This is a genomic window from Priestia sp. P5_B4 (assembly GCF_056400385.1).
The window spans coordinates 1-20,181 of record NZ_JBFULJ010000023.1 but is presented as its reverse complement, the minus strand read 5'-3'; the positions used below and the strand labels follow the sequence as shown (position 1 = coordinate 20,181).

General features: G+C 36.7%; 17 protein-coding genes. 9 read left to right on the top strand and 8 right to left on the bottom strand.

Features of this window, described 5'->3' with window-relative positions; genetic code table 11:
• Positions 1 to 190: 190 nt before the first annotated feature.
• The gene (locus AC1DRF_RS05085; RefSeq protein ID WP_014457773.1) at positions 191 to 628 is read right to left on the bottom strand and encodes a YwpF-like family protein; all 438 of its coding nucleotides are present in this window, start codon (positions 626 to 628) and stop codon (positions 191 to 193) included.
• 96 nt (positions 629 to 724) lie between these two features.
• On the opposite strand from AC1DRF_RS05085, the gene ssb reads away from it, so the two are divergent.
• Positions 725 to 1,087 carry a single-stranded DNA-binding protein gene (ssb, locus tag AC1DRF_RS05080; RefSeq protein WP_427076633.1) on the top strand — a complete coding sequence of 121 codons (363 nt, stop codon included), beginning with the start codon at positions 725 to 727 and terminating at the stop codon, positions 1,085 to 1,087.
• Between the two features lie 536 nt (positions 1,088 to 1,623).
• Here ssb and AC1DRF_RS05075 read toward each other — a convergent pair.
• The 3 genes from AC1DRF_RS05075 to AC1DRF_RS05065 all read right to left on the bottom strand — a co-directional run bounded on the left by AC1DRF_RS05075 (position 1,624) and on the right by AC1DRF_RS05065 (position 7,153).
• The gene (locus AC1DRF_RS05075; RefSeq protein WP_230184029.1) at positions 1,624 to 2,670 is read right to left on the bottom strand and encodes a C40 family peptidase; all 1,047 of its coding nucleotides are present in this window, start codon (positions 2,668 to 2,670) and stop codon (positions 1,624 to 1,626) included.
• 297 nt (positions 2,671 to 2,967) lie between these two features.
• Positions 2,968 to 5,598 (bottom strand): DEAD/DEAH box helicase, encoded by a 2,631-nt coding sequence (locus AC1DRF_RS05070; protein ID WP_427076632.1) that lies wholly within the window; start codon positions 5,596 to 5,598, stop codon positions 2,968 to 2,970.
• Entirely contained in the window at positions 5,591 to 7,153 is a 1,563-nt protein-coding gene (locus AC1DRF_RS05065; protein ID WP_477740393.1) for a replication initiation protein, read from the bottom strand. The genes AC1DRF_RS05070 and AC1DRF_RS05065 overlap by 8 nt, the downstream gene beginning before the upstream one ends.
• Before the next feature lie 241 nt (positions 7,154 to 7,394).
• Between AC1DRF_RS05065 and galU the strand changes: the two genes are divergently transcribed.
• From galU to AC1DRF_RS05050, 3 genes are all read left to right on the top strand, one after another.
• A complete protein-coding gene (gene galU / locus AC1DRF_RS05060; RefSeq protein WP_016765909.1) occupies positions 7,395 to 8,279 on the top strand; it encodes a UTP--glucose-1-phosphate uridylyltransferase GalU in 885 nt (294 codons plus the stop codon).
• Positions 8,280 to 8,524: 245 nt separating this feature from the next.
• Entirely contained in the window at positions 8,525 to 9,808 is a 1,284-nt protein-coding gene (locus tag AC1DRF_RS05055; RefSeq protein WP_013059780.1) for a nucleotide sugar dehydrogenase, read from the top strand.
• 66 nt (positions 9,809 to 9,874) lie between these two features.
• Entirely contained in the window at positions 9,875 to 10,582 is a 708-nt protein-coding gene (locus AC1DRF_RS05050; protein WP_427076629.1) for a WecB/TagA/CpsF family glycosyltransferase, read from the top strand.
• A 36-nt stretch (positions 10,583 to 10,618) separates the two neighbouring features.
• Here AC1DRF_RS05050 and AC1DRF_RS05045 read toward each other — a convergent pair whose 3' ends face one another.
• Both AC1DRF_RS05045 and AC1DRF_RS05040 read right to left on the bottom strand, forming a co-directional pair.
• A complete protein-coding gene (locus AC1DRF_RS05045) occupies positions 10,619 to 12,148 on the bottom strand; it encodes a flotillin family protein (RefSeq protein ID WP_013085445.1) in 1,530 nt (509 codons plus the stop codon).
• Between the two features lie 20 nt (positions 12,149 to 12,168).
• Positions 12,169 to 12,702: an NfeD family membrane protein gene (locus tag AC1DRF_RS05040; protein ID WP_013085444.1), complete on the bottom strand. Its 534-nt coding sequence runs from the start codon at positions 12,700 to 12,702 to the stop codon at positions 12,169 to 12,171.
• Positions 12,703 to 13,331: 629 nt separating this feature from the next.
• Here AC1DRF_RS05040 and AC1DRF_RS05035 point away from each other — a divergent pair.
• Positions 13,332 to 14,384: a glycosyltransferase family 4 protein gene (locus AC1DRF_RS05035; protein ID WP_013059776.1), complete on the top strand. Its 1,053-nt coding sequence runs from the start codon at positions 13,332 to 13,334 to the stop codon at positions 14,382 to 14,384.
• 38 nt (positions 14,385 to 14,422) lie between these two features.
• On the opposite strand, the gene AC1DRF_RS05030 is transcribed toward AC1DRF_RS05035, so the two are convergent.
• Together AC1DRF_RS05030 and AC1DRF_RS05025 are read right to left on the bottom strand one after the other, a co-directional pair.
• The gene (locus AC1DRF_RS05030; RefSeq protein ID WP_013059775.1) at positions 14,423 to 15,421 is read right to left on the bottom strand and encodes an LCP family protein; all 999 of its coding nucleotides are present in this window, start codon (positions 15,419 to 15,421) and stop codon (positions 14,423 to 14,425) included.
• A 195-nt stretch (positions 15,422 to 15,616) separates the two neighbouring features.
• Entirely contained in the window at positions 15,617 to 16,252 is a 636-nt protein-coding gene (locus AC1DRF_RS05025; RefSeq protein WP_427076628.1) for a YigZ family protein, read from the bottom strand.
• A 439-nt stretch (positions 16,253 to 16,691) separates the two neighbouring features.
• Here AC1DRF_RS05025 and AC1DRF_RS05020 point away from each other — a divergent pair, with 439 nt between their 5' ends.
• The 4 genes from AC1DRF_RS05020 to AC1DRF_RS05005 all read left to right on the top strand — a co-directional run bounded on the left by AC1DRF_RS05020 (position 16,692) and on the right by AC1DRF_RS05005 (position 20,003).
• Entirely contained in the window at positions 16,692 to 17,840 is a 1,149-nt protein-coding gene (locus tag AC1DRF_RS05020) for a sensor histidine kinase (RefSeq protein WP_013059773.1), read from the top strand.
• Between the two features lie 77 nt (positions 17,841 to 17,917).
• Positions 17,918 to 18,601, top strand: coding sequence for a response regulator (locus AC1DRF_RS05015; RefSeq protein ID WP_013059772.1), 684 nt, complete (start codon positions 17,918 to 17,920; stop codon positions 18,599 to 18,601).
• A 422-nt stretch (positions 18,602 to 19,023) separates the two neighbouring features.
• A complete protein-coding gene (gene fliS / locus AC1DRF_RS05010; RefSeq protein ID WP_427076627.1) occupies positions 19,024 to 19,455 on the top strand; it encodes a flagellar export chaperone FliS in 432 nt (143 codons plus the stop codon).
• A gap of 110 nt (positions 19,456 to 19,565) precedes the next feature.
• Positions 19,566 to 20,003, top strand: coding sequence for a YaaR family protein (locus tag AC1DRF_RS05005; protein ID WP_097824908.1), 438 nt, complete (start codon positions 19,566 to 19,568; stop codon positions 20,001 to 20,003).
• Positions 20,004 to 20,181: the final 178 nt, after the last annotated feature.

Genomic DNA, 20,181 nt, shown 5'->3' with positions numbered 1-20,181 from the left:
TGAAAAGGCAAGGCACTCGCATAAGAGATAATCGCTTCAAACGTTCTAATTGTGCTCATTTATTTTTAGGAAAAAAAGAAAGGTACCTCTCTAGTCAGTTCTCTTTTCTTTACCCTTCTCATGCACCAACGAAAAAGACCGCAAACAATAATCCTCTCTTTTAAATCCAGACACCTTGAGATGACTTGACTTATTTTTTAGATGTACTTTTTATCGGTCTGTTTCGAAGCTGCAGTTTGAACTGTTGAAGTAAATCTTGACCTGATAACCCTTGGTTAATTAAATCCTCTAAGAGCATTTCAGCATAATGAAGTCTCCGTTCTTTTAAAACACCTTTCATCAACAAACTAATACGATTTTCACCAATTGAAGTAATGGAAGCCACGGTAGCTATAAAGGTAGCCGGATCATTTGTTTCTTTCGTAATTTTAGCTTCTACCGTCATTTTTTGTTTATCTTTCAACAAAACATGAAATTCATCGTACCATTTCTTATCGATAACTGCTTCTAAAATCCAGTTATTTTCGCCGTCTTCTTTATTAATAATAAGGCCATTAGTGAGTGAGACAGACTGACGCTTTTCTTGATCATCAACCAATTGAAATGACACAAGTTTAAATGTTTTCATTGATGTTTCCTCCTTTACGTAAATAGTAGGTTATCCATATTATAACATGAATGAGCTTAAAGATTCCCATTATTCAATCAGTTGGAGTGGTAGACTATGATTAACCATATTGTTCTTGTAGGAAGACTGACAAAAAAACCTGAGCTTCGATATACCCATGAAGGGATTGCAGTATCTACTATTACTTTAGCAATTAATCGAACGTTTCGAAATGTTGAAGGTGAATATGATGCTGATTTTGTCAACATTACTCTGTGGAGAAAAAATGCAGAAAATACGGCTGCTTACTGTGATAAAGGAGCGGTTGTAGGTGTAGTAGGGCGTGTACAAACGCGCACATTTGAAAATAATCTTCAGCAACGAGTATATATGACCGACGTTGTGGCTGATGCTGTTAAGTTTTTAAGTGGAAAGCCATCCGGTTTTTCTTCATTTGATTTAAATCAACAAGAAGAATAAAGTTATCTAGTATGAAAGGGGGTGATTAGTTCAGCTAAGGTTTTAATTCCTCTTATCTATCATAATAGAAGATAGATCCTTTTTAAGAGCAAGGCTCTTTCTATGTTATCAAGAGAGAAAATTAAAGTATTCACTATCCCCGAACTATTCCTCTATTTCAGCCGTTAAATCATTTAACGGTTTTTTTCTGTATATAAGAGATTGAGACATAACTGAATTAATGCAATCTAAAGACAAACAAATGGGATGAGCTAGTATGGATYATTTGTTACACCACTGTTGATTTCCGTGCAAGGCTTCGCTTTCCGCGGACGGCTGATGAGCCTCCTCGTCACTTGCGCGCGGTTTCATCTATTCTGCTTTTCTCGCAGGAGTCTTCGCTTTGCCCTCCGCTCAACAGCTAGAAGCACCTACATATATGAAACCTACGTCGACCCTACCAATGAAAAAATCCGAACGAGTTTGATTCTCCATCAAGAATCAAACTCGTTCGGATCTTCCTTCAACTAAAATACTTTTGTTTCAGCTTCTATCAATTATTTAGAAAATCTTTTTGCACCTAAGTAGCGCTTGCTCCAGTAGCTGTTATCTAAGCTTGCAATGGTTACACCCGTAGAAGATCCAGCATGAATAAATTGACGATTACCAAGGTAAATGCCCATATGTGTAGGACCGCTAGAATATGTATTAAAAAACACTAAGTCTCCAGGCTGTGGATTACTGACGGGTGTTGATACACTCCAATAACCAGCCGTCGTATAGCGCGTTGTAGAAATTTGTTGTTTCGTTACGTAATAAATGAATCCGCTGCAGTCAAAACCAGAAGGAGTTGTGCCACCCCATCTGTAAGGAACACCTATATAACGTTTTGCATCTGAAATCATTTGCGATACATTTAATGTTCCGTTAGAAGTTGAAGGTGTGGATGTACTTGGTTTTGTTGTTGGCGTAGTTGTTTGGCTGCTTTTTGATACCTTTAATTGTTGATTTACATAAATCGTATTAGATGTTAATCCGTTTATTTGTTTTAGCTCACTCACGCTCATGTGAAATGTCGAAGCTATTTTAGATAGGCTATCTCCACGCTGAACTTTGTAAGTTCCGTTTGCATCCTTAGAAGGAGTTTCTGCTGGTTTACTCGTAGTTGGAGTCGATGCGCTATTGCTTCCATTTACTTTTAACGTTTGGTTAATATAAATAATGTTAGAAGAAAGAGCGTTCAAACGTTTTAATTCTTCTACGCTCATATTAAAACGAGTAGCAACTTTCCAAAGGGTATCGCCGCTTTGAACTTTATAGGTCGAACCAGTAGCAGGAGCTGAAGGCTTTTCTTCCTTATTAGATGGTTGAGAGGTTGAAGCAGAAGGAATCGATAACGTTTGTCCTATGTGAATTGTATTTGAAGCTAACTTATTTACGCTTTTTAAAGCTTCTACCGTTGTATGGTATTTGGTAGATAATGACCAAAGTGTATCTCCAGCTTTTACTTGAACAGTTGAAGCAGATGCTTCAGCTGAAGCTTGATATAAGAATGTCCCGCCAACAATGGCGCCTAGAGATAAAGCGAGCTGCCTTTTTTTCATTAATAAATCCCCCTAATTATGTAAATGTTCCGTGTTTATTTTTCCAATATGTCTATTAAATTACAAAAATATTATATGTATAAATATGCTGGAATTTAAAGAGAAAGTAAAGGGTCTTTTTCGCTATAAAAATACCTTTTTATTCAAAAAACGCTATTTATTGCGTTTTTTGTATCTTTATCAGTAGCTGGAGATTGATTTACACTTATTTTTTTGTGTCGAATGATCTAATAAAAAAAGAGGACAAGTAAAAAAGTCCTCTTTTTAGTAACGTTGTAACACATTTTATAATTTTTCTTATTCATTTCTGTATGCAAGAAGCTCTTGTAGTTCTTTATTAGAAAGTTCTGTTACCCATTGATCTCCTTGGATGAGTTCATTGTTTAGATGTTGTTTTTGATTGATTACTTCATCAATTTTTTCTTCAATCGTTCCTCTTGTAATAAACTTATGAACATGAACAAATTTATTCTGCCCAATTCGATGGGCGCGATCGGTTGCTTGGTTTTCAACGGCTGGGTTCCACCATCGGTCAAAATGAATAACGTGATTTGCAGCTGTTAAATTCAATCCAGTTCCACCTGCGCGAAGAGAAAGGATAAAGATGGCTTTTTTCCTTGCTTGAAATTGAGCAACCATTGCATCTCGTTGTTCTTTTGATAAACTTCCGTGAAGGAATAAAACCGGCTCGTTGATTTCTTTTTCTAAGGTTCTTTGCAGCATGAGTCCTGTTTCAATATACTGAGTAAAGATTAAACAGCTTTCTTGCTGTGTGCGAATGCTCTCTACGAGTTCAATAATTTTTTGACTTTTATGAGATCGCCGTACCGTTTGTTTAGCTGTACTTTCCTTTAAGTACAAAGCTGGATGGTTGCATAATAATTTTAGCTTATTTAGTGTTTGCAAAATCATGCCTTTTCGTTCAAATCCTGTTTTTTCCTCTGTTTCTTGAAGCATTCCTTGAACTAGCTCCTGGTAAAGTGAAGCTTGTTCCGCTGTCAGCGGGATATATTCTTTTTGTTCTTGTTTATCAGGCAGTGAGCGGGCGATGTTTTTATCTTGTTTTGTTCTTCTTAATAAGAAAGGCTGAATGAGTGCTTTAAGCTCAACAGTTCGTTCAGGTTTCTCGCCTTTTTCAATGCCTGCTACAAATCGGTTTTTAAATGAATTGATTGTTCCTAAGTAACCAGGATTGATGAATTCAAATAATGACCATAGTTCCAGCAGACGGTTTTCAATTGGAGTTCCAGTAAGCGCAATTTTGTGTCTTCCTTGTAGCTGACGGATAGCTCTCGCCTGTTTAGTCTGCGGGTTTTTAACATGTTGTGCTTCGTCTAAGGAAATGCTGTTCCACATAAACCCTTTCAACAATTCGACATCCAAAAGAGCAACTTGATAAGTCGTGATCACGACGTCAGTACTTTCACATATCTTCTCAAATGCGTATCCGTTGGTTCTTTTCGGCCCGTAATGAACATGAACACGAAGAGAAGGGGCGAATTTCTGTAATTCTTTTTCCCAGTTTCCAATTAAAGAAGTTGGGCAAACGATAAGAGAAGGAGAGCTATGTAACGGATGAATATTTGTTAAATAACTAATTAATTGAATGGTTTTACCTAGCCCCATGTCATCTGCTAGACATCCTCCTAAGTTAAACTTTCTCAAAAACATGAGCCAATTCAAACCTTGCTGCTGATAAGGTCTTAATGTACCTTTAAATTCAGAGGGAGGCAGCACTTCCGGCAGCCGTTCTAAATCCGTTAAGGATGTAATAAATGATTGAAAGGAAGCGGGTAGTTGGAACTCAACTTTTACCTCTTCTTCATCGGTTTTACTGTCTGCCATGTAGGTTAGCTTCGTTTTTAAAATTTCATGAATTGAGACGCCTTTTTTACTAGCTTCTTTAACAATTTTCTGCGCTTGTTTAATTAATCTAGAATCCAGTTGAATCCACTGTCCGTTAATAGATAATAATCGGCGTTTTTGTTCGACTAATTTCCGAAACTCTTCTTCTGAGAAAGTTTGATCGCCAATAGAAAATGACCAGCGGAAGCTGCTGATAGCTTGTTTACCAAATAATGCAGATGAAGTATTTTCTATAGTGCCAGATACTTTGATGGTGGCTTTTTTTAATGATTCCCACCAGCTTGGCAAATGGATAGAGACACCTTGTTTAATCAATGCTGCACTATCTTGAGTTAGAAATTCCCATACTTCCTCATCTGTTAGGACAGACTGAATAAACGCTCCTTTTTGGTATAAAGTAGGAGCCAATGCTTTCCATCGTTCGTGTTCGTAAGCGATATATGATTCGTAGTGGTTCCACTCTTTAGGAAGCGTTCTTCCAAGTATAAAAGGTTCTTTGGCTTCATCGTGGGGAATCACGAATGTTTCAGCCGTCCATACATCTCCATCGGTCGTTGGCTCTACAATACGCAATGAAAGGTCAAAGGGAGGATTATAGCTCTCGCCTTCTATGCTTATTAAAAAGTCCTTTCCTTCTTTTTTTAGTAGGCTCTCTTTAATTTGTGCTCGCCACTCTTGCTCATCAGCTTGTGAAAGCGAGGCAGTCATTTGTTTTTTTAAAGGAAGAGAATGAAATTTCCCTTTGATAATCCTCTTTGTCATATCGACTGCAATTTGCTGATAAGCTTCCGCTGAAGCGGACAAAGCCGGTTTCAACACATGCTGTTGAATAGGTAATTGTATGAAAGTGAACATTTGCCATGCAGAAAGAAGAATTCCTTTTTTTCCATTAATCTCAACCTGTGTGGCTTCGCTTCCGTAATAGGTCTGTTCATGCCATAGAAACAGCGCATCTTTCCATGTATCAGGGAGCAAAATTTGGCCGCTAGGTGATACACAGTAGAGAAAAAAGTCACCGTGTACAGGTTCGACTTCAAGTGTTAAATGAAACAAATCAAACATTCAGTAAATCTCCTTTTTCTAATAGTTGTTGAAACGAGCGCTGTTTCTTTGTTTTTATCGCTAATTCTTCCATATAATGTTCCCATAGTAGAGAGCGATTCATTTGTAGATAAAGTCTCTTTAATTCTTGTAAGTAGATATAGGCTTCTTGATAACTGCTTTTCTTTTTTTCATAAATCAGCTTTGAAATCATTTGATGATAAAGAGGAATAACCAGCTTTTCATCTTTTTGTTTTAAGGCTTCTATCGTTTGCTCGTCATATTTGATGCTGTCATATTGAAGAAGCACCTGTAATTCAACCCACTTTTTCAATTGGTCAGAAGCATATAGAAAATCACTGTATTCAATAAAACTATAGGGAAGTAACGTTTGCAATGCTTCGGTATACAAAGTTTGATCGTTCGTTAAGTCTTTATAGTGCTGAAATAAATTTACAATCATGGAGACCATGTTTCGGCTTCCTTGATAAGTAGTCGGAACGGTGCGTACGTAATCTCCTATATAGGTCATTATATAAGAGCCCCACTGAGCAAAGCGGTCAGTTTCTTTTTCATGCAATAAATCATTTAACCAAGGAATAAGATAGGGAATCATTTGTAGTGTTTCATCGCTCAAACGTTCTTTTGCTTCGCCATCTTTTTCTTGAAGGAATAAAAGATAGGAAAGAGCTGTATTGTTTATAAAAGAACCGTACTTAGCTTTTAATTTGCTTTCCTCAATTTTTCGCCACTTTTCTAACGTGAAGATTTTTTGCCAAATAACGCGATAAATCTCAATACGTTCATATTGTAAAGGCATATCTTTATGCAATAATTCTCGGATGTATGGAATGCTGTCCTCTATAATAGATAATGCATCTCCATCGTATTTCATTTGCTTTAACGAATCAGCGGTAGCATAAATTTCATTTGTTATTTTGTAGACGTGACTATATACGAATGATTCCTCGATGTTAGTAGAAAGCTGATGTGCCTGTAATTGAGCTGATAGTTTATAGAATGTATGAACCGTTCCATACATACAAAATAAAGCATAAAGCAATGGGTGCTCGGGAGCCTTTTTCACTAAAGCACGGTAATAGTACTGATAATATTCATGATAAATGGAACGGTCATTTTCGTTCCGCCCCTGCATAAAAAGCGTATACTGCTCCTCAAAAGTTTGTCTCCACTCTTGAAAAGTTGCCTTCGGCTTTTTTAACACTTGTTTGGCAGATAGCATAGTCAAAGCTGCTTTTTCATGGTTTCGCCATTCTTTGAATAGAGGCGCAAGCGGTTCTATTAATGAGTACATATAAAAAAACGCTGCAAAGCAGTGTTCACAAAATCCGTTATGCTGACAAGAACAGGTACTTTCAGGGAGCAACTGCTTGTTTAGTTCCACATAAAACGAATCGATTTTAACGTTTAATATCTGTTCATCATTGTGCAAAATGAGGAATGAATGGGTACGGTAAAGGTCTAGCCCTGCTTGGGCATTTGTGCGATAGCGTGCATCACTGTACGGGAAATGCTGTATAAATTGGTGCTGTAAGTGATCTGAAAACGAACTCATAATCCCATTCCTTTCTATACATAAGTGGAGCATAAAATTATATTTATAAGTGATTAATTTTCTTTTCATTATAAATGATAAAAATAGAATTATACAAAATCTTTTGTTATGATAAAGCAGAATCCAACATGACTCTTTATAAAAAGAAATGGATTCAACATGACTTTGTGTACATACTCAATCGCAGACTTACTATACTATAACCAATAAGCACGATTGACATTGACAGGAGGAAAAGTAAGTGAAAATTCGTAAAGCTATTATTCCAGCAGCTGGATTAGGGACACGCTTTTTGCCRGCKACAAAAGCRCAGCCKAAAGAAATGCTGCCAATTGTMGATAAACCAACGATTCAATACATTGTGGAAGAAGCAGTAGCATCAGGTATTGAAGATATTTTAATTGTAAGCGGTCGCGGAAAACGAGCAATTGAAGACCATTTTGATAAATCATATGAGTTAGAAGAAACATTGGCTGCAAAGGAAAAGTGGGACATGCTCGAAGAAGTGCAGGGGATTTCGAATTTGGCTAATGTTCACTACATTCGTCAAAAGGAACCTAAAGGATTAGGTCATGCCATTCACTGTGCAAGAAGTTTTATCGGAGATGAACCTTTTGCTGTTATGCTAGGCGATGATGTAGTTCAATCAGAAACACCTTGTTTGAAACAGTTAATGAACGTATACGAAAAATATGAATGCGCTGTAGTTGGTGTACAGGAGGTGCCTAGAAAAGAAACTTCAAAGTACGGAATTGTAGGTCCTAAAGGAGAGCCTCTTGAAAAAGGATTATTAGACGTAGAAACGCTCGTTGAAAAACCGAATCCAGAAGAGGCCCCTTCAGGCTATGCAATTATGGGGCGCTATATTTTAACACCGGAAATTTTTGATATCTTGAGCAGAGAAGAGATTGGCGCAGGAGGAGAAATTCAATTAACAGATGCTATTTTACGTCTGAATGAATTCCAACGTGTTCTTGCTTACTATTTTGAAGGAAAGCGTTATGATGTTGGAGATAAATTTGGATTCATTAAAGCAACAATTGATTTAGCTCTGCAAAGAGAACCGCTGCGAGAAGAGTTAGTGAGCTATTTTAGAGAAATTGTCGAAAAAGAAGGGCATATGTAAAATATATTTACTAAGGGAACTATTGGGAATCAAGGAGATTTTCAATAGTTCTTTTGGGTTAGAGCTCGCTGTACAAAAGATGGTTATATCGTTTATTGATGAATTCTCATAAAATGTTACATAATAATAAGTAAAAGAAATTATTTCATGTTTTTATATAAATGCTATCATGAAATGACATTTTTCGATATAATATCAGATAGGTTTTATTTATTAAGCATGTCATATAAAGGAGATTTTCTGCAATGACAAAGAAATTGTGTGTAGTTGGTTTAGGATATATAGGTTTACCGACAGCTGTTATGTTTGCCAATCACGGCTTATATGTACATGGTGTCGACGTAAATGAAAAAGCAGTAGAATTAATTAAAAATAAGCAACTTCATATAGAAGAAAACGGCTTACAAGAACGTTTAGAATCAGCAGTTGACAACGGCCACTTCACGGTAGGCACAACAGCTGAAGAGGCGGATATTTTTATTATTGCTGTACCATCACCAATTAATGAAGATAAAACGGCAAACTTGAACTATGTTCGAGAAGCGACAAAATCGATTGTTCCTTACGTTCGTAAAGGAAATTTAGTAATTTTAGAATCCACAGTTCCTCCGCGTACAGTAGAAGACGTCATGCTACCTGTGCTAAAAGAAACGGGTTTAGAATTAGGCAGTGAGTTATTTGTTTCTCATTCACCTGAACGCGTTATTCCAGGAAAAGTATTTGAGGAATTAGTAAATAATGACCGTATTGTCGGTGGTATTAACGAAGAGTCTAGTCGTTTGACTGTTGAGCTTTATAAAACATTTGTAAAAGGAAATATTCACGTAACGGATGCTACAACAGCTGAAATGGTGAAAGTAATCGAAAACACATATCGTGATGTGAACATTGCGTTTGCAAATGAGCTGGCAAAAATCAGTGAAAAAATTGGTGTAAATGCGTGGGAAGCGATTAAGTTAGCGAACTATCATCCACGTGTAAACATTCATTTACCAGGTCCTGGTGTAGGCGGCCACTGTATTGCTGTTGACCCTTGGTTCTTAACGGAGCTTCAGCCAGAACTGGCAAAAATTATTTCTCTTTCTCGTCATACAAATGATTCAATGCCTGAATATACAGCATTGAAAACGAAAAGCCTACTAGATGAAAAGGGCATTCAACATGGACGTGTAGCTGTTTTAGGTTTAGCTTTTAAAGGAAATATTGACGATATGCGTGAAAGTCCATCAACGGATGTACTTCATCATTTAGAAAAACTGGGCGTTGATTACACAGCATTTGATCCTCATATCAAAGAGAATAAAATCGAACGTCAGACGCAAAGTTTGGATGAAGCTGTTGCACATGCGGATGTGATTCTTATTTTAACAGATCATAATGAGTTCAAAGAGCTTCTTCCATCAGCTGTTGAAAATCACATGCGTACAAAAGTTATTTTTGATACGAAAAACTGCATTCAGCGTGATCAATGGAAAGCAGCAGGCTTTGACGTAGTGTTACTTGGTGATTCAAAAGTTTCTACTTTATAAAAAGACGGGCTGAACAGCCTGTCTTTCGTTTGTAAAAAACTAAAAAATCAACATACGGGTGATTTAATGAAGGAAAACATCTTAGGAATAGACGTTTGTAGCGACACGTACGATGAGCTAGCGGTAAAGTTACTTCAGGATATAGATAAAGGCCGAAAATCATTTATTGTAGCAATCAACCCTGAAAAAATTATGAAAGCACAAGAAGACAGGGAATTAAAGTCACTATTAAATCAAGCGACTTATCAAATTCCAGATGGGATCGGTGTGATTTTAGCTTCAAAGCTCAAAAAGGGACGTATTCGTGAGCGTGTAACGGGTATTGATATGATGCTGAAGCTGTGTAAAGAAGCAACAAATAACGGTAAAAGAATTTTTTTATACGGAGCCAAGCCTGGAATTGCAGATGAAGCCAAAGCTAAGTTGGAAGAGATGTTTCCAGGGATTTTAATTGTTGGAACATTAAATGGCTATGAAAAAAATGAAGAAGTCATTGAACGTACGATTAATGATTCAGGAGCAGAAATTGTTTTTGTGGCTTTAGGCAGTCCAGCCCAAGAAAATTGGATTATTACTCATAAAGAGAAACTTAATCCTTCTGTTTATCAAGGCGTAGGGGGCTCGTTCGATGTTATTTCAGGACGATTGAACCGAGCACCTGCTGTTTTTCAAAAGTTTGGTTTAGAGTGGCTTTATCGACTGTTAAAAGAACCATGGAGATGGAAGCGTCAGTTAGAATTACCTAGGTTTCTTCTTCGAGTGTTAAGAGGTTAAAAAAGCATGCGGATATAATCCGCATGCTTTTTATTTTTAGATATCTTCTTTCTTGTTTTGCTGCTTGATTTCATCCGTTAGTTCGTGCAAGCTTTGTCGCACATTTCCTTTTCCAGAAAAGTTTTCAATCAATTCCTTCACATCTATACCTGAGGATGCTTTCAGCGATTCTTGAAGAGAAGACATTAAGTTTGTTGCATAGCCAGTCACTTTATTAGCTCCGCTGTTTTCACCGTTGCTTCCTGTATCCACAACCGTAATTTTGTCGATATTTGCTAAAGGACTTGCAACTTGTTTTGCATATTCAGGAAGCATCTTGATAATCATATCTAAAATAGCCGCTTGACCGAACTGCTCGAATGCTTCAGCTACTTTTTGTTTAGCTTCAGCTTCAGCTAAACCTTTTAAGCGGATAATCTCAGCTTCAGATTCACCTTGGGCACGCTGAGCTTCAGCCTTTGCTAAACCATCAATTCGAACGCGTTCAGCTTCAGCTTTAGCCATTGCTTCAATTCGATATTTGTTGGCGTCTGCTTCAGCAAGCTGTTTTGCTTTTTCAGCTTCTGCAGATTGCTCAACAGAGTAACGATCTGCATCTGCTTTCTTTTTTACTTCAGAATCGTATTGACGCTCACGACGAAGAATTTCTTTTTCTTCTAATTCAATTTGTTTCTGACGTTCAATGATGCGGATTTGCATTTCTTGTTCTGTTACATCCTGTTTCGCGCGAGCTGTTTCTAGATCATATGCTTGGTCAGCACGAGCTTTGGCAATATCTTGTTCGCGACGATATTCAGCGGTTTTTAACTGATTCATTTTTTCAGCTTCCGCGATTTCTGTATTTCGCTCAAGCTCCGCTTTTTGGGCATCTTTATGAGCCTCAGCACGCTTGATTCTTGTTTCTTTTTCAGCTTCCGCTGTTGCAATGTCAGCATCTCGCTTAACTTGAGCAATACGAGGTTTCCCTAGAGATTCTAGATAGCCGTTCTTATCCCGAACGTCTTTAATTGTAAACGATACAATAATTAATCCCATTTTAGCCAAATCTTGTGAAGCTACGCGCTGTACTTCTTGAGAGAATTTTTCACGGTTTTTATAAATTTCTTCTACCGTCATAGAACCAAGAATCGAGCGAAGGTGACCTTCTAAGACTTCTCTAGCTTCGGTTTCGCGATCTTCTTTTGCTTTGCCTAAAAACTGCTCAGCGGCCGTTGCAATTTCTGAAATAGAACCTCCAATTTTGATGATTGATACCCCATCAGCCATAACAGGAACACCTTGTTCTGTATATACTTCAGGTGTAGATACTTCCAGTTTGCTTGACAACAAGCTCAGAGGCTCAGCCTGCTGAAAAACTGGCAGCACAAACGTACCGCCTCCGCGAACAATTTTAATGCGGTTTCCAGATTCATCGACGTGCACGTTTTTATTTCCTAGATAGCTTCCTGTTACAATTAACGCTTCATCTGGACCTGCTGTACGGTATTTTGTAATAAATACGGCAATCAGCGCAATTAATAAAAAAACAACAATTCCAACGACAACTAATATAGGTGTTGAAAACATAAAACTCCCCCTAATACTATTTATAATGAGTGATTGGTCATAACTTCTTCATAAATCACAACGAGTGCGTTGCCCCTTTGTATATCTACAACAAGCACTTTGCTGCCTAAAGGTATAGCAGTGTTTTTAAAGCTGGCAGCGGGTTTGGAGATAGTGCCGCTAACCCCTTCGATAAATACTTCTCCATAACCATCTGCAGGAACGGAAGTAATAATGGTACCAAGTCTTCCTTTTAACGAATCTTCAGTAAAAGCAAGAGATTCTTCAGCCGATGATAAAGGAATCAATACAAAAACGTTGAGCAAAATAACGAGTAGAAGGGCAATAAGAGCGGAAATCGAAATAATCCAATAATTTTGCAATGACGTATAGGCGAACAAATATCCACTGGCACTAAAGAATGTTAAAAAAGAAAAAAGAAGAGTGGGGTTAAAAAAAGGTATCGCTTCAGATAATCCATCTAACAAATCGCTAAATAAAATGTATAAGAAGGTGAGACTTCCGCAGATAATTAATCCATACAAATACACTGTTTGAACAGATAGACCGAACATAGTTCATTCAACACCCCCTTTATGTAAGATGATTGATGCTGTTCCTACTATGTATTACGAACCCCATCAAAAAAAGTTTCATTTTTTTGATAAAATTCCTTTTTTTGTTTAATTTTATCTCTATCCATTTCACTATATTTTAACTTTTAAATGATATAAGATAAGGACAACGATTCAGTGAATGTGGTTTGAAATAGTGGATATGCATAGGTCAAAAGTTTGTTCATATAATGAGTGGGGCCATGTGAAATAAAAATAAAGGTTTAAATATGCTTAATAAAAAGGAAAAAGAGTTAGAGATGACGAATAAATTAGACGAAAAGGGGGGAGTTCGCTTATATTTTAATAAAGTATAGTAAAGAAAATGTTCTACATAAAATAACCACATAAGAATAAAGTAAATCAGCTGTTTATACACCAAAAAATACAGTTCTTTTCTATTGATAGTTTGTAAATGTGCTAATTTTTGAGAATAAATTTCTATTTAAGTAGTAGAATCATTGTGATATAATCCATTTTGGGAATAAGTAAGTAATTATTGTTATACGCAATTTGAAATACTATCCAATTATATAAAGTTGGATACATTTTTTATGGTTTTGGTTAACATAAACCTGAGGAGGGTCTCCATGCTATATTTGACCTTGTTTATTTGTTTTATTACATCTATTCTGATCACTCCGCTGGTTAAGAAGCTGGCGTTTAAAATAGGTGCAACAGATAAACCAAATCAACGAAAAGTTCATCAAAAAATTATGCCTCGCCTTGGAGGTTTGGCGATATTTTTTAGTTTTCTTATTGGATACCTTGTTTTACAGCCTGACAGTAAATATGCGCTGCCGATTTTAATCGGAAGCATCATTATCATCATTACCGGTGTCTTAGATGATATGATTGAGCTATCCGCTAAAATCAAATTAGGCGGTCAGCTAGTAGCGACATTAATTGTTGTTGTATACGGTGGAGTCCAAATTGACTTCATTAACTTGCCGTTTGGCGGAAAATTAGAATTCGGAATGTTAAGTATTCCAATTACGGTATTATGGATTGTAGGAATTACCAATGCTATTAATTTAATTGATGGATTGGATGGATTAGCTGCCGGCGTTTCCTCTATTGTATTGATTACCATCTCGGGTATGGCTATTATGATGGGCAATGTGTTTGTGACAAGCATGGGTTTCATCGTATTGGGAAGTACGCTCGGATTTTTATTTTACAACTTTCACCCCGCTAAGATTTTTATGGGTGATACAGGAGCACTATTTTTAGGCTATATGATTTCTGTATTGTCTCTGTTAGGATTTAAAAATGTAGCGGTTATTTCCTTCATTGTTCCAGTTATTATTTTAGGGGTACCAATTTCAGATACGTTCTTTGCTATTATTCGCCGAATCGTAAAAAATCAACCGCTATCGGCTCCTGATAAATCTCATTTGCATCATTGCTTGTTGCGCTTAGGGTACAGCCATAGACAAACGGTTTTAATTATTTATGGAATGAGTGCGATATTTGGTTTAGCGGCAGTTATCTTCTCAAAGGTACAAACAATGTGGGGGTCTTTTCTTGTACTAGCTATCCTCCTTGTAGCGATTGAAATTATCGTTGAAAAGATAGGACTAGTTGATAAGACATATAGGCCAATTCTCAACATGGTTCGTGGACTTCGTTTAAAAAATTAATTAAAAAGACCTCTTGGATATCCAAGAGGTCTTTTTAATTATTCTGTTGTATCTGAAGTTGATTCAATGCCTAAATGCTTGCGGAGCTTTTCACTTACTTTTTCCACTGAATCATTGTCTAGTTTAAAGTAGTACACGCCGTTAATTTTTTCATCGCTGCCGTCTAAGTTAATGGTTTCGATGTCTACTTTTTTCGAAGCATAATCATAAAACGAAAGCATTTCACCGAACATTAAATTCGTTTTCATATTATCGCCAACAGCTTCGATAAGATTTCCATATTTATTTAGTGATCCAATGGAAGCAGCTTTTTTAATCATAGCTTCAATCAACTGCTGTTGTCTTTTTCCTCGCTCAATATCGTTGTCTTGTTTTCGTGTTCGAGCAACAGCTAACGCTTCTTCGCCATTTAAATGTTGATTTCCTGGTTTTAAGACAATAGCATTATGACGATCTTTTGAGTCCTTTTCACTCATCGCATAAGGTACATCAAAATCGATTCCCCCAAGTGAGTCTACAATGTCTGTGAAAGCTTTAAAATTCACTTTAACATAGTAATCAACAGGGACATTAAACAGCTGTTCTACCGTTTCTACAGTTGCTTTTGGACCTCCGTAAGCATGCGCATGAGTAATTTTATCTTTTCTGTTCACTTCAGGTATATAAACCCGCGAATCTCGAGGTATGCTTACAAGCTTTACGGTTTTATTGGTTTCGTTAAAGGTCGCCAAAATTAAAGCATCCGTACGGGCTGATTTTCCGAATTTCCTGGTTTCACTATCATCTACGCCCATAAATAAAATGGATATATCATCTTTTTTGGGATCGATTTTACGATCACGCATAGGGGAGTTATCGCGATCTCCGAGTCCTTCATAAGAATCAGAAGCTACTGTTTTAGCTTTAACAAACAAATAAGAGCCATAAGCGGTTGCAGAAAGCCCTAAAATAAGGATAGGTAACAGAAAAAATGTAAAAAGCCTTCGTTTTCTTTTCCGTTTGTTTACTCTTTTTTGAAAACGTCTATATTGAGCCATACGGTTTCTCCTTTTATTCGTATATTCGAACACTTATTGTGACACTTAGTATGTGTTATAAATTGGAATGTATGAATCAAACTCGTCAAAGCTATGCATCTGTACGAGGTTTTTACTCATTGACAAGTAGCGCAACCATCAGAATAGTTGCGCTATTTATCAATTGTACAATGTTTTTTAATAAGAGTAAATAATTCATTCTACATCTTCTTCTAAATAGGTCGTCTCACCTGCTCGAATATCTGCTTGGCCGTTTGTTAGCTCGGTCATCCATTCAGTAAATGCTTCTGTTTGAGCTTCCTCTACAAATGTTTCAATCTCTACCATATCTGCGTAGTGGATTTCTTTTAATAGATAAACGGAACTGCGAAGCTCATTTTCTAATTTTCCAAGCCATGTATAGTCGACGGTTGTGTGCATAACCGCCATGAGAGTTCGTTTGACTGTACCTAGTTCATTTAACGCTTCGGAAACAGATTTCCCATATGCGCGCACCAAGCCACCTGCGCCCAATTTAATGCCTCCGAAATAGCGCGTAACGACGACCACCGTATCTTTTAAGCCTCTTTTTTTAAGCACTTCTAACATTGGTACGCCTGCTGTTCCACTTGGTTCTCCATCATCGTTTGCTTTTTGAAATTGATCTCGTTCTCCAATTAGGTAAGCTGAACAGTTATGAGTAGCATTCCAGTGCTGTTTTTTAATGTCTTGAATAAATTGCTGAGCTTCTTCCTCAGCTGTTACACGTTTCATATGACAAATGAATCTAGATTTTTGAATAGTGATTTCATGTGAACCTTCTTGTTTTACGGTATAATATTGTGATAACAATCAAAAAATCCTCCTTAGCGTTATAAATAGAAGAAAAACGGGTATTTACGTACTGTTTACTTGCTATTAGTATAAAATGTTTATGAAAAGACATCAATTAATCAAATTCAACATCACTTGAACAAGCTATACAGAATATACGTTATAATAAAAGAGTGTGCAGGCTTGTATAGCTAAATAATGAAATGGTTTAAACAGGCAGTTAGTCACTGTTGAAGAGTGAGCGTAAATGGTAATCTATTCAAATAACGCGAGTCAAGCGTCGATTGATGTCGAGTTTGAGGGTACTAAAAACAACCGTTACTTTTTGGATATAAAAAGTCAGATAGGGAGAAAATATGGATCTTATCCTCACAATTCAGATAGGTCATACGAATACTATATATAGCATGAACGTATAGACATTTCTCCGAATGTGAGTATAGTTTGGGGTGAGTAAATGTCGAAACATAAATTAACAAGTAAGGCACTTGATGAAATTTTTGAGAAGATTATTGGCACAGTGGGAGATAGTAAAAATGAAGTCTATCGTCTTTCTGAAGATGCCAGACAAGAATATCAGCAAATAAAAGAAGAGTTAGAAGTGTTAAAAGGGAAAGTTCTTGAGACGATAGAGCAAGGCGATAAATTGGAAACTCAGGCAAGGTTGGCTCGAAAGCGTTTGTCTGATGTGAGCCGACATTTTCAAATTTATTCAGAGCCTGAAGTAAAAGACGCTTATGAAAAAGCACACGAATTACAAACCAAGCTGCTGATGAATCAGCAAAGCGAATATCAGCTGCGTAATCGTCGAGATGAACTAGAAAGACGCTTGCTTACATTAGAAGAAACGATTAAACGTGCAGATCACCTAGTAGGTCAAATTTCCGTTGTGTTAAATTATTTAACAAGTGATTTAAAACAAGTAGGGGAAATAGTAGAAGATGCCATTCAAAAAGAGTATTTTGGCTTTCGGATTATTGAAGCTCAGGAAGAGGAACGGAAACGTTTGTCAAGAGAGATTCATGACGGCCCAGCTCAAATGCTTGCAAATGTTATGATGAGATCGGAATTAATTGACCGAATTTACCGGGAACGTAGTGCAAAAGAAGCAATGGAGGAAATTCGAGATTTACGAAAAATGGTTCGTTCTGCCCTATACGAAGTGCGTCGAATTATATATGATTTAAGACCGATGGCACTTGACGACTTAGGTCTAATTCCGACGCTGCGCAAATATCTTGATACAATCGAAGATTATAACGAGGGCAAGCCTCGGATTACGTTTATTTCCATTGGACAAGAGAAGCGAACTGCTTCAAAATTAGAAGTAGCACTGTTTCGTCTAGTGCAAGAAGCTGTAACGAACGCATTAAAACATGCAGACGCGACGGAAATCCAAGTGAAGATAGAGTTCAACAATGAACACGCTATTTTGCTTGTCAAAGATGACGGCTGCGGTTTTAATCAAGAAGAGAAAAAAGAGAATTCGTTCGGCTTAATAGGAATGAAAGAGCGTGTTGATTTGTTAGATGGGACTATTTCTGTTCATTCGAAAATTAACCAAGGCACGCTTGTTATGATTAAAGTACCGATTATAGCCGCTTAAAAAGGCAGAGATATGTATATAAATAGGGGTCAATATAGAGTAAAACATTTGTTGTTCGATTTGGGGAGGAATCAAACATGCAGACAAGAATTATCATAATCGACGATCACCAATTATTCCGTGAAGGAGTAAAAAGAATTTTAGATTTCGAAAAAGATTTTGAAGTAGTTGCAGAAGGTGACGACGGTAGCGAAGTTATTGACCTTGTAGAAGAACATCAACCTGATGTTGTAATCATGGATATTAACATGCCGGCTGTAAATGGTGTAGAAGCTACGAAAAAGCTTGTAGAAGTAAATCCGGACGCTAAAGTTATTATCTTATCTATCCATGATGATGAGACATATGTAACTCACGCCTTACAAACAGGTGCACGAGGCTATCTGCTAAAAGAAATGGATGCGGATGCGTTAATTGAGGCGGTGAAAGTAGTTGCAGAAGGTGGTTCATATTTACACCCGAAAGTAACGCATAGTTTAGTAAAAGAGTACCGTCGACTAGCAGCTCAAGGACAATCGTCTTCTTATCCGCACGAACCAATTGAGATTCGCCGTCCACTACATTTGTTAACACGTCGTGAGTGCGAAGTGCTACAACTGTTAGCTGATGGTAAAAGTAACCGAGGAATCGGAGAAGCATTATATATTAGTGAAAAAACCGTTAAAAACCATGTGAGTAATATTTTGCAAAAAATGAATGTAAATGATCGTACTCAAGCTGTTGTTGTGGCAATCAAAAACGGTTGGGTAGAAGTAAGATAAGTTCAAAAGTCCGATATACAACTAGGTATATCGGACTTTTTTTTTCTTTTTATAAATTTTTTTGGAATTGTAGGTAAAAAGTCATATTTAATGAGAAAGTAAAACAACCGATAAGTTAAGGGGAGAAAATATCTTTTAGGAAGGAAAAGGGTGATACCTTTACACATTTACTCGTCCTTTAACTTCGCTTAAGCATAAAGGAAATCTTAAGGATCCTACAACCTTCGAAGAAAGCATTCATACCTCAAAATAATGTCCATCAAGTTGATGCATGCTCTTGTAAAAAAAGGTCTTTAATACATTCAGATACATATGAGGTCTTAGAAGAATTTATTCAAACCTCAACTGGTGTCCTTTAAAAATTTATAAGTTAGCTTTTAGTGAAATAAATAGAAAACTGATTTAAAGAAGACAAGAAGGTGATGAAGCTGAATTTTATAACGGAAGAATTAATCTATCATAAATCTCCGCAAGAGCTAACAGCTATGATGTATGAAAAATTCATTCAAAATATTGATGAAGCTCTTATAGCAATTCAACACAGCGATTATTTTACAGCGAATGAAAAAATTAAACAGTGCAACGATATTTTATATCGGCTAGGAATTGGCTTAACATATCAAGCAGGTATCATTGCAGAGCAGTTAGATACCCTGTACAACTATATGTCTGAGCGATTAATTATGGCTAATTTTAAAAAAGATACGTTTATTTTATGTGAAGTTCAACAAATGATGAAGAAGCTTTCTAACGCTTGGAATGAAGTGTTAAAAGCGACGCCTAAAGTTACCTCTTCGCTCCGAAAAAACAAGCTGTCTTCTTATGAACAGCACATAAGCATCACTGTTAGCTAAAGGGTAATCATCATATCCACGCATCAGATGCCTCTCGAAACTTTCAGCTAGCACATCTAAAAGTCTAAATTGAATGGAGTGTATACTAACAGAGAAAGGAGAGATACATAGTGGAGGTACAGCGAATTAACAGTCTTTCTTCTTCCATGAATCTCATTAGAGAAAAAGAAGTAAGTGGTTCGGTTTCATTTACAGGAGTAATGGTCAAGAAACAAAAAGAACTAACCTATGAACATTTAACTCAAGTGATAAATAAAGTTGAAGAACAGGGAAAGCAGTTAGTGAAAAGTCAAACTATTGATTCTTTGCGGAAATACAAGACGCTTGTGAAGCAGTTTATGAACGAAGTCGTTAAAAATGGGTTTGAACTTCATGAAGAAAGAGGATTTAATCATAGAGGAACGACTAAAGTATATAAGTTAGTGAAAGAAGTGGATACGAAACTAGTTGACTTGACAAATGATATCCTTCAAAAAGAAAAAGACAGTTTAAATTTACTCAAGCGGGTTGGAGAAATTCAAGGTTTGTTAATTAATATGTATACGTAAGGGAGCTTTTACTAATAGGTAAACCTCTTGTTACATGCATTTTAATCCTAAATGTTGTAGAATAGAGTGAAATTATTTTATATAACAAAGGATGGATCCCTATCTTATGAAAACAGCAATTATTACAGATAGTACCGCCTATATATCAGAGGAAATTCGATCAAACTATCATATACAT

Coding starts and splice junctions, on each gene's coding strand:
- fliS (WP_427076627.1), top strand. CDS start 19,024: ATGAAGCTGAATTTTATAACGGAAGAATTAATCTATCATAAATCTCCG.
- AC1DRF_RS05075 (WP_230184029.1), bottom strand. CDS start 2,670: ATGAAAAAAAGGCAGCTCGCTTTATCTCTAGGCGCCATTGTTGGCGGG.
- AC1DRF_RS05035 (WP_013059776.1), top strand. CDS start 13,332: ATGCTATATTTGACCTTGTTTATTTGTTTTATTACATCTATTCTGATC.
- AC1DRF_RS05015 (WP_013059772.1), top strand. CDS start 17,918: ATGCAGACAAGAATTATCATAATCGACGATCACCAATTATTCCGTGAA.
- AC1DRF_RS05085 (WP_014457773.1), bottom strand. CDS start 628: ATGAAAACATTTAAACTTGTGTCATTTCAATTGGTTGATGATCAAGAA.
- AC1DRF_RS05030 (WP_013059775.1), bottom strand. CDS start 15,421: ATGGCTCAATATAGACGTTTTCAAAAAAGAGTAAACAAACGGAAAAGA.
- AC1DRF_RS05070 (WP_427076632.1), bottom strand. CDS start 5,598: ATGTTTGATTTGTTTCATTTAACACTTGAAGTCGAACCTGTACACGGT.
- AC1DRF_RS05040 (WP_013085444.1), bottom strand. CDS start 12,702: ATGTTCGGTCTATCTGTTCAAACAGTGTATTTGTATGGATTAATTATC.
- AC1DRF_RS05055 (WP_013059780.1), top strand. CDS start 8,525: ATGACAAAGAAATTGTGTGTAGTTGGTTTAGGATATATAGGTTTACCG.
- AC1DRF_RS05045 (WP_013085445.1), bottom strand. CDS start 12,148: ATGTTTTCAACACCTATATTAGTTGTCGTTGGAATTGTTGTTTTTTTA.
- AC1DRF_RS05065 (WP_477740393.1), bottom strand. CDS start 7,153: ATGAGTTCGTTTTCAGATCACTTACAGCACCAATTTATACAGCATTTC.
- AC1DRF_RS05050 (WP_427076629.1), top strand. CDS start 9,875: ATGAAGGAAAACATCTTAGGAATAGACGTTTGTAGCGACACGTACGAT.
- AC1DRF_RS05020 (WP_013059773.1), top strand. CDS start 16,692: ATGTCGAAACATAAATTAACAAGTAAGGCACTTGATGAAATTTTTGAG.
- ssb (WP_427076633.1), top strand. CDS start 725: ATGATTAACCATATTGTTCTTGTAGGAAGACTGACAAAAAAACCTGAG.